15 protein-coding genes are annotated in these 13,223 nt (G+C 61.8%); 5 read left to right on the plus strand and 10 right to left on the minus strand.

What is annotated here, in order from left to right:
- Positions 1–179 precede the first annotated feature (179 nt).
- A complete protein-coding gene (locus C5J26_RS18030; protein ID WP_105402985.1) occupies positions 180–2,417 on the plus strand; it encodes an exopolysaccharide transport family protein in 2,238 nt (745 codons plus the stop codon).
- Here the strand turns inward: C5J26_RS18030 and C5J26_RS18035 are convergent, their stop codons facing one another.
- Positions 2,418–3,674, minus strand: a complete 1,257-nt coding sequence (locus C5J26_RS18035; protein ID WP_105402986.1) for a GNAT family N-acetyltransferase — start codon at positions 3,672–3,674, stop codon at positions 2,418–2,420.
- A 119-nt stretch (positions 3,675–3,793) separates the two neighbouring features.
- Positions 3,794–4,006: a DUF2842 domain-containing protein gene (locus tag C5J26_RS18040; RefSeq protein ID WP_046667802.1), complete on the minus strand. Its 213-nt coding sequence runs from the start codon at positions 4,004–4,006 to the stop codon at positions 3,794–3,796.
- A 144-nt stretch (positions 4,007–4,150) separates the two neighbouring features.
- Here C5J26_RS18040 and C5J26_RS18045 point away from each other — a divergent pair, with 144 nt between their 5' ends.
- Both C5J26_RS18045 and C5J26_RS18050 read left to right on the plus strand, forming a co-directional pair.
- Entirely contained in the window at positions 4,151–5,251 is a 1,101-nt protein-coding gene (locus C5J26_RS18045; protein ID WP_105402987.1) for a COX15/CtaA family protein, read from the plus strand.
- Between the two features lie 161 nt (positions 5,252–5,412).
- Complete coding sequence (locus C5J26_RS18050; protein WP_105402988.1) at positions 5,413–5,820, plus strand: DoxX family protein; 408 nt, start codon at positions 5,413–5,415, stop codon at positions 5,818–5,820.
- On the opposite strand, the gene C5J26_RS18055 is transcribed toward C5J26_RS18050, so the two are convergent.
- From C5J26_RS18055 to C5J26_RS18070, 4 genes are all read right to left on the minus strand, one after another.
- On the minus strand, positions 5,817–6,668 hold the full coding sequence (locus C5J26_RS18055) for an aminoglycoside phosphotransferase family protein (protein ID WP_105402989.1): 852 nt from the start codon (positions 6,666–6,668) through the stop codon (positions 5,817–5,819). The genes C5J26_RS18050 and C5J26_RS18055 overlap by 4 nt on opposite strands.
- Positions 6,668–7,600, minus strand: a complete 933-nt coding sequence (gene argC, locus C5J26_RS18060; protein WP_105402990.1) for an N-acetyl-gamma-glutamyl-phosphate reductase — start codon at positions 7,598–7,600, stop codon at positions 6,668–6,670. The genes C5J26_RS18055 and argC overlap by 1 nt, the downstream gene beginning before the upstream one ends.
- Before the next feature lie 64 nt (positions 7,601–7,664).
- Entirely contained in the window at positions 7,665–8,624 is a 960-nt protein-coding gene (speB, locus tag C5J26_RS18065; protein ID WP_105402991.1) for an agmatinase, read from the minus strand.
- Positions 8,625–8,707: 83 nt separating this feature from the next.
- A complete protein-coding gene (locus C5J26_RS18070; RefSeq protein ID WP_105402992.1) occupies positions 8,708–9,499 on the minus strand; it encodes a phenylalanine 4-monooxygenase in 792 nt (263 codons plus the stop codon).
- A gap of 149 nt (positions 9,500–9,648) precedes the next feature.
- Here C5J26_RS18070 and C5J26_RS18075 point away from each other — a divergent pair, with 149 nt between their 5' ends.
- The gene (locus C5J26_RS18075; protein ID WP_038541909.1) at positions 9,649–10,110 is read left to right on the plus strand and encodes an Lrp/AsnC family transcriptional regulator; all 462 of its coding nucleotides are present in this window, start codon (positions 9,649–9,651) and stop codon (positions 10,108–10,110) included.
- Between the two features lie 66 nt (positions 10,111–10,176).
- Here the strand turns inward: C5J26_RS18075 and rpsI are convergent, their stop codons facing one another.
- From rpsI to C5J26_RS18090, 3 genes are all read right to left on the minus strand, one after another.
- Positions 10,177–10,644 (minus strand): 30S ribosomal protein S9, encoded by a 468-nt coding sequence (rpsI, locus tag C5J26_RS18080; protein ID WP_046667795.1) that lies wholly within the window; start codon positions 10,642–10,644, stop codon positions 10,177–10,179.
- A gap of 2 nt (positions 10,645–10,646) precedes the next feature.
- Positions 10,647–11,111 (minus strand): 50S ribosomal protein L13, encoded by a 465-nt coding sequence (rplM, locus tag C5J26_RS18085; RefSeq protein ID WP_037080613.1) that lies wholly within the window; start codon positions 11,109–11,111, stop codon positions 10,647–10,649.
- An 801-nt stretch (positions 11,112–11,912) separates the two neighbouring features.
- Positions 11,913–12,263 carry a hypothetical protein gene (locus tag C5J26_RS18090; protein ID WP_105402993.1) on the minus strand — a complete coding sequence of 117 codons (351 nt, stop codon included), beginning with the start codon at positions 12,261–12,263 and terminating at the stop codon, positions 11,913–11,915.
- Positions 12,264–12,350: 87 nt separating this feature from the next.
- Between C5J26_RS18090 and C5J26_RS18095 the strand changes: the two genes are divergently transcribed.
- A complete protein-coding gene (locus tag C5J26_RS18095) occupies positions 12,351–12,779 on the plus strand; it encodes a CoA-binding protein (RefSeq protein WP_105402994.1) in 429 nt (142 codons plus the stop codon).
- An 18-nt stretch (positions 12,780–12,797) separates the two neighbouring features.
- Here the strand turns inward: C5J26_RS18095 and C5J26_RS18100 are convergent.
- Positions 12,798–13,223 (minus strand): DUF6455 family protein (locus C5J26_RS18100; protein WP_105402995.1); only part of this gene is annotated, 426 nt, incomplete at its 5' end.

Below are 13,223 nucleotides of genomic sequence, written 5' to 3' on the forward strand. Positions count from 1 at the left end.
TCGAGGCTCCGGCTGTTCATACCATCTGTCCCCGTTATCGATCCGTTAGGGTTAATGCCCGGTAAAGAGGCGGGGAATTCGGGGATTTTCTTGGGGGTACAACCGCTGTACTTGGCCATTAACCCTCGCGTTACCATGATCCTTTACTCTTCGCCGAAACCGATCAGTTGGAGCGTATCATGTCAGGCGTAAACGGTGGCAATCAGGACGTGGACATCGACCTCGGGCGGGTCATATCGGCGGTCTGGGAACGCAAGGGCAGGATATTGGGCGCGACGATCGTCGCGGCGGCGCTTGCCCTTGTCGGCACAACCCTGATGAAGCCAAGCTACAAGGGCGAGACGCGGCTGCTGATCGAATCGCGCTCGCCCAACCTGTCGGGAGGGGACGCTGCGGCACAGGCCAACGACCCGCTGCTGGACTCGCTCAACATCACCAGCCAGGCGCAGCTGCTGCAGTCGACCGATCTCATCAAGCGCGTTGCCCGCGATCTCAACCTCGCCAAGCTCAAGGAATTCGATCCCGCCGCGCAGTCCTTCCTGCCCGATCCGCTTGTCCTGATCGGCCTGAAGCAGGATCCGATGTCGCTCGACCCGGAAGACCGGGTGATCCAGGAGTTCCGCGAGAAGCTGGATGTCTATGCGGTCGAGAATTCGCGCGTCATCGCCATCGAGTTCTCCTCGCGCGATCCGAAGCTTGCCGCCGACATCCCGAACAGGATGGCGGAGGTCTATCTCCAGCTCCAGAGCGGCGCCAAGCTCGACACCCATTCCGAGACCGCCAAATGGCTGGAACCGGAAATCGCCAACCTGACCCAGAAGGTTAAGGTGGCCGAAAAGAAGGTGGCGGATTACCGCTCCTCCAACGGCCTGTTCCAGACCACCGAGACCAACAGCTTCTCGACCCAGCAGCTCAACGACATCTCGACCGAGCTTGCCCGTATCCGCGGCGAACGCGCGAATGCCGAGGCCCGCGCCGAAAACGTCCGCACCGCCCTGAAGGCCGGCCGCGCTTCCGACACGCTGAGCGATGTCGTCGGCTCGCAGGTCATCCAGCGGCTGAAGGAGGCGGAGGCCAACCTTCAGGCACAGATCTCCGACTCCTCGACCTCGCTGCTCGAAGGCCATCCGCGGCTGAAAGGCCTGCGCGGCCAGCTTTCCGGCATCCGCCAGCAGATCGAGAGCGAGACCAAGAAAATCCTCGCGAGCCTCGAAAACGAAGCCGAGATGTCACGCATCCGCGAGCGCCAGTTGATGGGCCAGCTCAACGGCTTGAAGGCGGATTCCGCCAAGACGGGCGAAGAGGAAGTGGGCCTGCGCGCGCTGGAACGCGAGGCCGTCGCCCAGCGCCAGTTGTTGGAAACCTATCTCGCCCGTTACCGCGAGGCGACCTCCCGCCTCGAGGGCAATTCGAGCCCGGCCGACGCGCGCGTCGTTTCGAAAGCCGTCGAACCGTCGGAACCCTATTTCCCGAAGATCATCCCGATCGTCATCGTCGTCTCGCTCGCCACCTTCATTTTCGGCTGCCTGATCGTCATCGTCAACGAGCTCTTCTCGGGCCGTGCCCTGCGTCCGTCCAGCGTTAGAGAGATCGATGACGAGATTGTGCCGGCAGTTGGCGCATCCGCGCCCGCCGCTGCGGCCGCTCCCCTGCCGGTCCACCAGATGCAGGCCGAGGCCGCCCGTTTCGACCGGCCGGAACCGGCCCGCGAAAGCGCGAAGAACGCGGCAGCGCTCGCCTATGCCAAGATCGCCGAACAATCACTGGCCGAAAAGGAGAGCGAAGCAGAGGAAGCCGTAGCCGTAGCGGAGGTCGATGATAGCGGCTTCACCATCGGCTCGGTCGCGCATTACCTGCAGCGTCACGATGTGCCTGTCGCGATCGCCATTTCACCGGGCGGCGACGAAGGTTCGACAGCGACCGTCATGCTCGCCCGCGAGATTGCCGAGAGCGGCCGTACCGTCGTGCTGGTCGACATGACCGGTTCCGCCGCCCCGACGCAGATGATGGTGGAAAATCCGAAACTGCCCGGCATTACCGACCTTCTCTGCGGCGAAACCGCCTTCGGCGACGCGATCCATCCGGATCGGCTTTCCGACGCGCACATCATTCCGCATGGCGCTTCCGATCCGGCCCGTGCCATGCGCGGCGTGGATCGCCTGTCGATGGTCATCGATGCGCTGGCGGATGCCTATGACCTGGTGCTGATCGAATGCGGCCCGGCCGAAATCGCCGGCATTTCGCGCCTGACCCGCAACGCCATGGCGGAGATCGTGCTGTCGGTGCCGGGCTTCAAGGATGAGGAAGTCGCCGAGCTGGTGACGGATTTCGAAGCGGCCGGTTACAGCAACCTGCTGGTCATGGCGCAGACCGCCGGCCGGCATTCGCCACGTCCCGGCAAACGCCGCGCCGCCTGACTATTCGGCGGACGGTTCCGCGTCGGAGGCGGGAGCTTCCGAAGCTTTCGGGCATCGGCGGGACCGCCAGCGTTGCACCATCGCGTAGAGATGCGGGCTGCGCTTGACCGCGGCCTTCGCCTTGGTCACTCCGATCAGGAACGGTCGCATCACCGAACCCTTCCAGGTCAGCGGCAGCAACATATCGTGCTGCACCGTTTCCTGGGTGCACCAGTTGCGCTTGTAGGGCTGGTCGCCGACGCCGAAATCGAACATCGACGCGCCTTCGCGGCAGGACTGCTCGATCATCAGCCAGAACAGCAACTCGCCGGGGCTCGCCTCGGGGCAGATCGTCTCGTCGATCGAGCTGAACTGGCAGATGACATGATCGCCCTTGCGTGACAGGCCGGCAATCGCCGCGATATGCCCTTCGTGCTCGCCGCGTAGCCGGATGGCATGCAGCATCAGCGGTGTGTCTGTTCCCCTGGCCGGGACATCCATGAGGCGGTGGAAGAAATCCTGGATGCCGGGCAGCTGGAAGACGTCCGGAAGACCGAACAGTCTCAGACGCTCGCCTTTCTGGCGGAAGAAGATATCGAGCAGGGCGTGTTTTTCGGCGGGGTCCGTCGGGATGAAATGGTCATAACCGCCGATCGCCTCGATCTTGCGGCTCTGCGAGCGGAACTTCTTGCGGCGACTTTTCGCATTGAGCTGCGCCAGCGTTGCCTCGAAATTCTGAAAGAGCGGCAACTGGAAGGAATGATTCTGGTTTTCGATCGAAGCAAACGCGGACAGCGGATGTCGCATGCCGCGCCAGACGAGCGGGATATTGTCGAGAACGACCAGATCCGCCTTGTCGGAGAGGGCGAGCCTCAGGCCATAGGCGAAATTCTGCAGTTCTTCCGCATCGGGTGCAGCGAGTTCGGCATCGAAGAGGCCGGTATTGACGTTGTTGAACCGGTGACCGAGCAGGCGGGCAATCCGGGCGCGGCGTTCCGACACGATTTCGAGCGGCAGGATGAAAAGCGTGCGGCCATCGACAACGCCCTGGATGATCGCAAGTTCGCTGCGATGCGCTTGAACCCAGGCGAGACACCAGTCGAAACCCTGATGCAGGGAGTTCTTGGCAAGCCCTTCGAGCCGCCGCCACTCGCCTTCCACGGATCCGAGATCGTCTGTCGAAACGAGCGATAGCTCGGCGAGCCGGACGGTCTTCTGACCCTTTGGCGCGTCGAGCACGCCCTCGACCTGATCTTCGTGGTTGATCTTCCGCTGCATGGCTTTGCCCGCTGATGCCGTTTGGCAGGCAACATAGGGGGAGGGCACCAAAATTCGGTTTACCGGCGGCCTCACACCCCGCGAAACCGCTGCCGCTGGTTAACCGAGGGTAAAGCCGGCTATCCCTTGGGCTTCGGCCCTGCCATCCATTTGATGATCAGCATGGCCGGCAGGATCCAGAGGAGGCCGCTGATCAGGAAGTAGAGGAAATGCACCCACCATGGCGAAGTGGCAAGCAGCAGCGTCGCGAAGGTCGTCGCGGCAAGCGCATAGAAGATCACCAGAACGATGATCAGGATGGTGCCGATGAAACTTCTCAAACGCGGGACCAAAACGTCTTCTCCTATCCGCGACCGCATGCCGCAAAGCGCCGGGGCTTGTTTTGCATGGGTTGATGGGGCAAAGCAACGCGAAATGCTTAATGGATGCTTGGCCATGTGCCGCGTCCTTTTGGCTTGAGCGACAGGAGCATACCCATGTCGGCAACCGATGCTGTGATCATCGATGTCCTGAACCATACCAAGCGCCGCGAGCGCGACCGCAAGGCGGTGCGTATCTGGCTCGGCGTCGTCGTTTTCACGCTGTTCTGTCTGGTCCTGGTCGGCGGCGCAACGCGGCTTACTGACTCCGGCCTGTCGATCACCGAATGGAAGCCGATCCATGGTGTCATCCCGCCGCTGTCGGCCGAGGAGTGGGACGAGGAGTTCCGCCTCTACCAGCGCATTCCGCAATATCAGGAAATCAACAGGGACATGACGGTCGACCAGTTCAAGTCGATCTTCTGGTGGGAATGGGCGCACCGGTTCCTCGCCCGCTCGATCGGCCTGGTCTTCGCCCTGCCGCTGGTGTTCTTCTGGCTCACCGGTCGCATCGAAAAGCGCCTGCGGGGTCCGCTGGTCGGCCTTCTCGCGCTTGGCGGTTTCCAGGGGTTCATCGGCTGGTGGATGGTGTCTTCCGGCCTCACCAAACTGGTCAGCGTCTCGCAATACCGGCTCGCGACACACCTCGTCATCGCCTGTCTGATCTTCGGCGCCTGTATCTGGATCATGCGCGGGCTGGCGCCGCATAGCCGCGATCTTCCGCCGACGGCAAGGTCCAAATGGGCAGCCGGCGGCATCGCCTTCCTCGTCCTCTTCCAGATCTATCTCGGTGCGCTGGTGGCGGGGCTGGACGCCGGCCTTTCCTACAACACCTGGCCGCTGATGGACGGCGCCCTGGTCCCCGCCGATCTCTTCGTCCAACAGCCCTGGTGGATCAATCTGTTCGAGAACCCGAAGACGGTGCAGTTCGTGCACCGCTGCGGCGCCTACGTTCTGTGGGCCGCCACTCTCGTGCACATGATCGTCTCTCTCCGGCTGGCGCCCGGCTCGACCCACGCCCGCCGCTCCGTCCTGCTGTTCGGGCTGGTGACGCTACAGGCCGTCATCGGGATTTCGACACTCGTCATGCAGGTGCCGCTCGATCTGGCGCTGACGCATCAGGCCGTCGCTCTGATCGCACTCGGCTTTGCCGTCGCCCATTGGCGCGGTTTCGTCGGCGAATATCCGCCGGAGACGGCGATCGTCACGCGGAGCTGATCTGCCCGTACATTGACAAATATCTGCGAGATGCGGGCGGATCGATTTCCGTCCGCCTTTTTTGCTGCGAAAAAATCTGCAGCCCGATGTCGGCCACAGTGTCCGTCGCCCGTCCTTGGGACATAGGTCAATCGGCTTCGGCCACAGGAGAGGGTAGGGTTATGGCAAAGACAATCGCAATTCTCGTCGCAAGGCTGATCTTTGGCGGCCTGTTCGTCATGGCGACGACGTTCAAGTTTCTCGACATGCAGGCGACGGCCGTCTTCATCTCCGGTGCCGGATTTCCGTTTCCGCTGTTTCTCGCCTGGATCGCGGCGATCTTCGAGGTGGGGCTGGCCCTCGCATTCCTGACCGGCGCCTTCTTCTCCGAGGCGGCGCTGCTTGCCGGCGTCTATGTCATCTTCCTGGCCTTCGCTTTCCATGGCCCCAGCTTGTGGGAAGCCAACCAGGCGGAGTTCGGCTTTTTCGTCGACCACTTCACGTTCCTGGCCGGGCTGCTGTTCGCCGCCGTGCACGGTCCGGGCGAGAAGCTCGCCGTCAACCTGGGTTTGAAGCGGACGTTCGCTTAAGCCTGCTGCAGCACACTGCGGACCGCGGCGGCGACGGCAAGCTCGTCATCGCGGTCTTTCGCATTGCCGTCTTCTTCATGCCAGGCTGCCGAGAGACAGCCATAGGCGAAGGCGTATTGCAGGATAGTGCGAACGTCGCGACCAAGGGTTTCGGCGAAGACGGCGGCCATGGAGGCAATGCGGTCTTCACCGCGGGTGAGGTCGAAGCGGTCGAGCGGATTGGAAAACATGTTGGCGACGTCCAGCGCCGCATCGCCGATCAATCCGGCCGGGTCGATGATCAGCCAGCCGCGCGGGCCGAGCATGATGTTCTCGTGGTGCAGGTCGCCGTGCAGCGGCTTGATGTCCCGCTGATCGGCGATCAGCCTTTCCGCCAATTCCGCCGCCGCGATGAACGGGCTGGCAACACCGTCGCGGCGGTCTGCCTCGGCCTTCTCCAACAGGCTTTTGAAATAGCGGGAAAGCGGCATCAGGCTTGTGGGCGGAGCCATGTCGGACGGACGATGATATTCCGCGAGGACCTCGGCCGCGATCCGGGTTGCGTGCCCGTCCCCATGGGTTTCCATATGGTCCCGCAGCGTCACCGTGCCCGCGTGTTCCATCAGCAGGAGATCGTCCGAACGCGCGATCAGCCGAACGCAGCCGACGCCATCCCGCCAGGCCATGAAATCGGCCCCGCGAAGACTGTCTTCCAATGCCTTCGGTTTCAGGATCTTGACGATATCGATCTCGCCGCCGGCACGCGTCACTTCAAGGACGGTGCCGACGACGGTATCGGCGATCTGTCTGGCGGTTTCGATCCGCCATTCGCCAGGAAAGGAAAAAGGAAGGGGGGTGCCTTCGGTCATCAGGCCGAAAGCATCAGGTCCATGTTCTGGACGGCCGCACCCGAGGCACCCTTGCCGAGGTTGTCGAGCAAGGCCACCAGGTTGACATAGGCGCCGCCCGGCGTGCCGAATACGAAGAGCTTCATCGTGTCGGTATCGACCAGCTCTTCTGCATCGACGCGGGCAAGTGCCTTGCTCTCTTCGAGCGGCACGACGGTGACGATGTCCTGGCCTGCATAATGCTCGACCAGCACCTTGTGGATGCTCTCCATCGTCGCGCCTTCCTTGAGATCTTCGAGGAAGAGCGGCACTTGGACGATCATGCCCTGCGCGAAGCGGCCGACCGACGGCGAGAAGATCGGTGCACGGTCGAGCTGGCCGTGGATCTTCATCTCCGGCACGTGCTTGTGCTTGAGGTTCAGGCCGTAGAGGAAGTTGTTGGCCGAGATCGCGTCTTCGCGCGACTGGTCTTCCATCTGGCCGATCAGCTGCTTGCCGCCGCCGGTATAACCGGAGACCGCGTTGACCGTGACCGGATAACCGTCGGGCAGGATGCCGGCGGCGCGCAACGGCCGGATGAGGGCGATCGCGCCGGTCGGGTAGCAGCCCGGGTTGGCGACATGCCGGGAGGCCTTGATCTTGTCTGCCTGCGTCTTGTCCATCTCCGCAAAGCCATAGGCCCAGGAAGGATCGACGCGGAAGGCGGTCGAGGTGTCGATCACGCGCACCTTGTTGTTGCCGGCGAGCATGGTCACGGCTTCCCGCGAGGCATCGTCCGGCAGGCAGAGGATGGCGACGTCGGCGCTGTTCAGGAGATCCTCGCGCATGGCGGCGTTGCGCCGTTCCGCTTCCGGGATCGACAGCAACTCGACGTCGCGGCGGCCGGCCATGCGGGTGCGGATCTGCAGTCCCGTGGTGCCGTGTTCGCCATCGATGAAGATTTTCGCTGTCATGGTCTTATCCTGTTAGATCAGTGCCTTGGATTGGATGCCGGATTCAGTTTACCAGCAAGTTGATTCAGAAATTTAACGCGGCCGCGCGGCGTTCCGCACGAAGCCCGAGCATATACATCGCAACCGTCGCCCCCGCAATGGCGGTGATATCCGCATGGTCATAGGCCGGCGCCACCTCGACGACATCGGCGCCGCGGATATCGAGGCTCCCAAGCTGGCGCAGCACCGAGAGGACCTTGGCGCTAGAAGGCCCGCCGGCGACCGGCGTGCCGGTTCCGGGCGCGAATGCCGGGTCGAGGCAGTCGATGTCGAAGGTGAGGTAGGTCGGCGTTTCCCCGACGTGATCGAGGATAACCCTGGCGATCTCGGCTGCCGTCATCTCCTCGACCTCATGGCCATAGAGGAGGCGGATCCCGAAATCTTCCGGCGCGTGGGTGCGGATGCCGACCTGAATCGATCGGGCAGGATCGATGAGGCCGGCCCGCACCGCCCGCGCCACGAAGGAGCCGTGGTCGATGCGTCCCTCGTCATCGAGCCACGTGTCCTGATGCGCGTCGAACTGCACCAGCGCCATCGGTCCGTGTTTGGCGGCATGCGCCTTGAGCAGCGGCCAGGTGACATAATGGTCGCCGCCGAGCGTCAGCAAAAACGCGCCGCTGTCGAGGATGACGTTCGCCTGGGCCTCGATCGCAGCCGGGGTCTTCTGGTGGTTGCCGTAGTCGAGCAGGCAGTCGCCGTAATCGACGACGGCCATCTCGGCGAAAAGGTCGCGCTGGAACGGATATTGCGGATCGTTGTCGAAGATCGCCGATGCCCGGCGGATCGCCTGCGGTCCGAACCGTGCGCCCGGCCGGTTGGAGGTCGCGGCATCGAAGGGGATGCCCCAGACGACCGTATCGACACCCGCCAGATCCTTGGTGAAGCGGCGGCGCATGAACGACAGCGCGCCGGCAAACGTCGGGTCCGACGCGGCCGAGGTCAGGTTTTTTGCAGTGAAGGCATGGTCGATCGACTTTTCTGCCATGGCGTCCCTCCATCGTTAAGGTGGCGGGACGTTGGACAATAAGGGCCGACAAGGCAAGCCTGAACGAAACAAATGCCTCCCGTTCAGGAAGCCTTGGCTTCGAACACCGGCGGAAAGTCTCCCAGCGCCTTGGCCTCGCTGATGCGCGCCCCGATATCCTCCTCGATGATCGCTTCCAGCTGCGCAAAGCTGTCGATGACATAGTAGATCGGCTGGACGATATCGATGCGGTAGGGGGTCCTGAGCACCGTCATGAGGTCGAAGGGCCGGAATTCGGCCTCGCGGCCTTCCATGGCGGCCCGCGTCTCGTTGGGAGAGGAGACGATGCCGGCGCCGAAGCAGCGGCGCCCCTGCGGCGTGTCGATCAGGCCGAACTCGACGGTGAACCAGAATATCCGGAACAGGTGCCAGGAATATTCCCGGCCGAGCCCGACGGCTTTTTCGCCGAATCGGCGGACGAAATTGGCATAACTCTGGTTGGTGAGGAGCGGGCAGTGGCCGAAGACCTCATGGAAGATATCCGGTTCCTCGATATAGTCGATGTGCTCGCGGCGGCGGATGAAGGTCGCCAGCGGAAACTTGCCCTGCGACAACAACTCGTAGAAGCGCGATGGCGGAATGAGGGCGGGCACGCCCTCGACGCCGAAGCCGGTGGTCTCGTTGAGGCGCCGGTCGACATCGCCAAGCTGGGGAACCTTGTCCGCCTTCAACCCGAGTGCCTGAACGCCGTCCAGATATTCCCGGCAGGCTTTGTCGGCCAGGAGCCTCATCTGGCGTTCGTAGAGCTCGCTCCAGATCCCGTCTTCTTCGCGTGTGTAGTGATAGATGCCGTCTGCATCCGGCAGGTTTGCCGTGTAGGTGCTTTGCTTGGTCATCAGCGCCTCCCGTTGCGTGATGGATAAGCCGGGTGCTCCAGCCGCCGGCCGTCAGATCACCATTATATCTCCGAAAATGCGGGTAATCATTTCAGCTTTGCCGAATTGAGCGTAAATAATGGGAGGATATTTCGGGAGGAGAGGCCATCATGAAAGAAAACCTGCAGGCGGCCCGCAAGCTTCTGCAACTCGTGCAGACGGGCGATGGTTCGTCGCTTGCTGAACTGGCGGAGAAGGCCGGCATGTCGCAAAGCACCGCATGGCGCAAGATCCAGGAACTGGAGGCCGAGGGCGTCATCCGAAAGCGGGTAGCACTTCTCGATCCGGCAAAGCTCGACCTCAAGCTCTGCATCGTCGCCCATGTGACGCTGGAGGACCATCACGAGGAGGCGATCGAAGCCTTTGCCACGGTCGTGCGCGACCGGCCGGAGATCATGGAGTGTTATGCGCTGTCGGGGACCTTCGACTACATGCTGAAGATCCGGGCGCGCGATGTCGAAGCCTATGAGGCTTTCATGACCCGCCACCTGATGCGCAATCCGCATGTGCGCAATGTGGTCTCCAGCTTTGTCCTGCGCGAACTGAAATCGACCACCGAGCTGCCGATATAAGAAAGCCCATAAAACGAAAAGGCGGAGCCGAAGCCCCGCCTTTTGCAAGTCTGAAACCCGAAGCGATTAACGCTTGGAGAACTGGAAGGAGCGGCGGGCCTTGGCCTTACCGTACTTCTTACGCTCGACCACGCGGCTGTCGCGGGTCAGGAAGCCACCCTTCTTGAGCACGCCGCGAAGGCCCGGCTCGAAGTAGGTGAGTGCCTTGGAGACGCCGTGGCGAACGGCGCCGGCCTGGCCGGAGAGACCGCCACCGGCGACGGTCGCGACGATGTCGAACTGGCCGGTGCGGGCAGCGGCGATAACCGGCTGCTGCAGGATCATCTGCAGGACGGGACGGGCGAAATAGGTCGAGAAGTCACGGCCGTTGACCGTGATCTTGCCGGTGCCGGCCTTGATCCAGACGCGGGCGACGGCGTTCTTGCGCTTGCCGGTCGCGTAGGAGCGGCCGAGGCTGTCGACCTTGCGGACATAGACCGGAGCGGCAGCTTCGGAAGCCGGCGCGAGGTCCTTCAGGGAGGAAAGATCGGCCATTATCAGGCGCTCCTTACGTTCTTGCTGTTCAGCGATGCCACGTCGAGGGCGACCGGCTGCTGTGCTTCATGGGGATGGTTGGAACCGGCGTAGACGCGCAGGTTCTTCATCTGGCGACGGCCGAGCGGACCACGGGGAACCATGCGCTCGACAGCCTTCTCGATGACGCGCTCCGGAAAGCGGCCTTCGATGATCTGGCGCGCGGTGCGCTCCTTGATGCCACCCGGATAACCGGTGTGCCAGTAATAGGTCTTGTCGGAATACTTCTTGCCGGTGAGGACGCACTTTTCCGCATTGATGATGATGACGTTGTCGCCATCATCGACGTGCGGAGTGAAGGTGGCCTTGTGCTTGCCGCGGAGCCGGTTGGCAACGATGGTGGCGAGGCGACCGACAACGAGGCCTTCGGCATCGATGATCACCCACTTCTTCACCACCTCTGCAGGCTTCTGAACGAAGGTTGACATGTTTTTAACTCTTTCTTCTAGGACCCATGACATCCGAAACCGTCGAATGCAGGGCGTTTCTTGTTGCTTGGATTGCCTTGACCGAGGCCGGCAAAAAGAAAGCGGGCCGAGACGGTCCGCGTTCTGGGGCGGCTTATACCGAGGGAGGCCGAAAGCGTCAAGGTGACGGTTTTCTCGGATCGAAAAATAGATCCAGCAAAATCAACGGCTTATCTATGTGGTTCCATGATACCACAATTTTACGAGCAAAATACGAAGCCATCAGCGCCAAATCGTTGGCTCGGCCCCGCTGTGGCTGCCAAACCAGCCGTTCGGCCGCTATCCGCTTGGCTCTCATGATGGGAAAGAAAACCCATCTTATATGCGTGAGCCGGAATTCCGCCGCGCGGCAAACCGGGCTTGGCAACGGCTGTCGGAAGCGAAAAAAACCTGTTGGGATGGCAGGGTGAGTTGCGCCACCCATCGTGCTTGTCGCTCGTTCGAGCTAAATCCAGAGTTGTGCAAACAGAAGGACGGAGGACTGGGGTTCGAATTGGCGAAATCCGTCTTTTTGAAGCTTTCAGGTGGATTTTGCTGCGGCGATAGCTGTCACCTGCTCACATTTCAATGGGATGCACGGCGGAAAAGAAAACCTGACAAATGTTCAGAGAACCAAGTTTGCCCCGGCAAAATTTAGTAGCAGTTTCTAATTCAACCATAAGATGGCGCTAATATGTGCGGGTACAAAGAGCGAATGTAGTCCGAACGTTCAGAGAACTTCAGCGTCTAGGCATTCTCGATTTTTTCACTCAAGAAGCCCGCCTAGAATCTCAGGCAACCGGCCTGGAGAGGAAAACAATCTTCGGGATCGGGTCTTCTTTTGCACGCCCGAACGGGACAGCTCGGCGTGTCGGCCGTTGGCACGGTCACCCGATCGGCGAACTCATGGCCATCGCAGTAGCCGCTGTCGATGACATAGCGGTCGTAGAGCGTCATTCGCGCCTTGTTGCGCGACGGGTAACGCAGGATCACAGCGCCCTCGCGTCCGATCGCCCGCTGTACGGCAGCGCAGGACATGCCGGTGGAATTGTAGCGCGATATCGCGGCGGCCGGCTCAGCCGAGAGGAGGGTGCCGGAGGCAATGATCGCAAGACAGCCGAGAAATTTTTTCATGATCCTCATCCCTTTTGACGAGACGCGGACTTACATAGCGCAGAGGCACTGCGCCGCCAGAGGCGCACTATTGCAGGAGCCGCCGTCATGAACCATGACCATTACGACAATGCCTATATCGCCGATATCCTGAAGAGCACCAGGACGATTGCGCTCCTCGGCGCATCGCCAAATCCCGACAGGCCAAGCAACCGGGTCATGGGTTTTCTGCTTTCCAAAGGCTATACGGTATTCCCGGTCAATCCCGGCCAGGCCGGCAAACAGATCCTCGGCCAGACGGTCTACAGGACACTTTCGGACGTGCCGCAGCCGGTCGACATGGTCGACGTTTTCCGTGCCGCTGAATATCTGGACGGCGTGGTCGACGAGGCGATCGGGCTCGAAACCAGGCCGAAGGTGATCTGGGGCCAGCTGAGCGTGCGCGACGACAAGGTCGCCGAAAAGGCGGAAGCGGCCGGCATCAAGATCGTCATGGATCGCTGCCCGGCGATCGAATATCCCCGCCTCGTTGCCTGAGACGATCGTCTAAGCGAGCTACTTGGCGAGCAGTTCCGGCCGGTTGCGCATGTCGTCGAGCAGTTCGGCATTGCCGCAATAGCTTGCGAAGTCGGCGGCGGCGCTGCCGTCGGTGAGTTCGCGCCGACAGCGGGTCTTCTCGCCGCAGTGGACGCAGGTGATGTGCATTTCCCGGAACTCGGCCGGCTCCTCCAGCCTGGCTTCCTCCGGATCGATGTTGAGCAGCCTCATCAGCGCCAGCATTTCGTCGGCCGCATGCGGGCCTTTGGCGATCAGTTCACGCAGTTCCTGCTCCGACAAGGCGTTGTCCTGCGCCAGCAGCTTGACGGTTTCGTCGTCGAGGCTGGCGAGAAGCTTGGCTTCGTTGATCGCCGCCCATGTGACGGAACACCAGCGCTTCAGCCTGCCGGTTAGGTTTTCCGGGGTGGGGTCAAGGGTGGGAAT

Source organism: Neorhizobium sp. T7_12 (assembly GCF_002968535.1).
GTDB classification, from domain to species: domain Bacteria; phylum Pseudomonadota; class Alphaproteobacteria; order Rhizobiales; family Rhizobiaceae; genus Neorhizobium; species Neorhizobium tomejilense.

What these genes read in the sequence shown, in the direction of transcription:
- C5J26_RS18050 (WP_105402988.1), top strand. Translation starts at nt 5,413, where the DNA reads ATGGCAAAGACAATCGCAATTCTCGTCGCAAGGCTGATCTTTGGCGGC.
- rpsI (WP_046667795.1), bottom strand. Translation starts at nt 10,644, where the DNA reads ATGGCCGATCTTTCCTCCCTGAAGGACCTCGCGCCGGCTTCCGAAGCT.
- C5J26_RS18035 (WP_105402986.1), bottom strand. Translation starts at nt 3,674, where the DNA reads ATGCAGCGGAAGATCAACCACGAAGATCAGGTCGAGGGCGTGCTCGAC.
- C5J26_RS18030 (WP_105402985.1), top strand. Translation starts at nt 180, where the DNA reads ATGTCAGGCGTAAACGGTGGCAATCAGGACGTGGACATCGACCTCGGG.
- C5J26_RS18075 (WP_038541909.1), top strand. Translation starts at nt 9,649, where the DNA reads ATGAAAGAAAACCTGCAGGCGGCCCGCAAGCTTCTGCAACTCGTGCAG.
- C5J26_RS18090 (WP_105402993.1), bottom strand. Translation starts at nt 12,263, where the DNA reads ATGAAAAAATTTCTCGGCTGTCTTGCGATCATTGCCTCCGGCACCCTC.
- C5J26_RS18095 (WP_105402994.1), top strand. Translation starts at nt 12,351, where the DNA reads ATGAACCATGACCATTACGACAATGCCTATATCGCCGATATCCTGAAG.
- speB (WP_105402991.1), bottom strand. Translation starts at nt 8,624, where the DNA reads ATGGCAGAAAAGTCGATCGACCATGCCTTCACTGCAAAAAACCTGACC.
- C5J26_RS18070 (WP_105402992.1), bottom strand. Translation starts at nt 9,499, where the DNA reads ATGACCAAGCAAAGCACCTACACGGCAAACCTGCCGGATGCAGACGGC.
- argC (WP_105402990.1), bottom strand. Translation starts at nt 7,600, where the DNA reads ATGACAGCGAAAATCTTCATCGATGGCGAACACGGCACCACGGGACTG.
- C5J26_RS18045 (WP_105402987.1), top strand. Translation starts at nt 4,151, where the DNA reads ATGTCGGCAACCGATGCTGTGATCATCGATGTCCTGAACCATACCAAG.
- C5J26_RS18055 (WP_105402989.1), bottom strand. Translation starts at nt 6,668, where the DNA reads ATGACCGAAGGCACCCCCCTTCCTTTTTCCTTTCCTGGCGAATGGCGG.
- rplM (WP_037080613.1), bottom strand. Translation starts at nt 11,111, where the DNA reads ATGTCAACCTTCGTTCAGAAGCCTGCAGAGGTGGTGAAGAAGTGGGTG.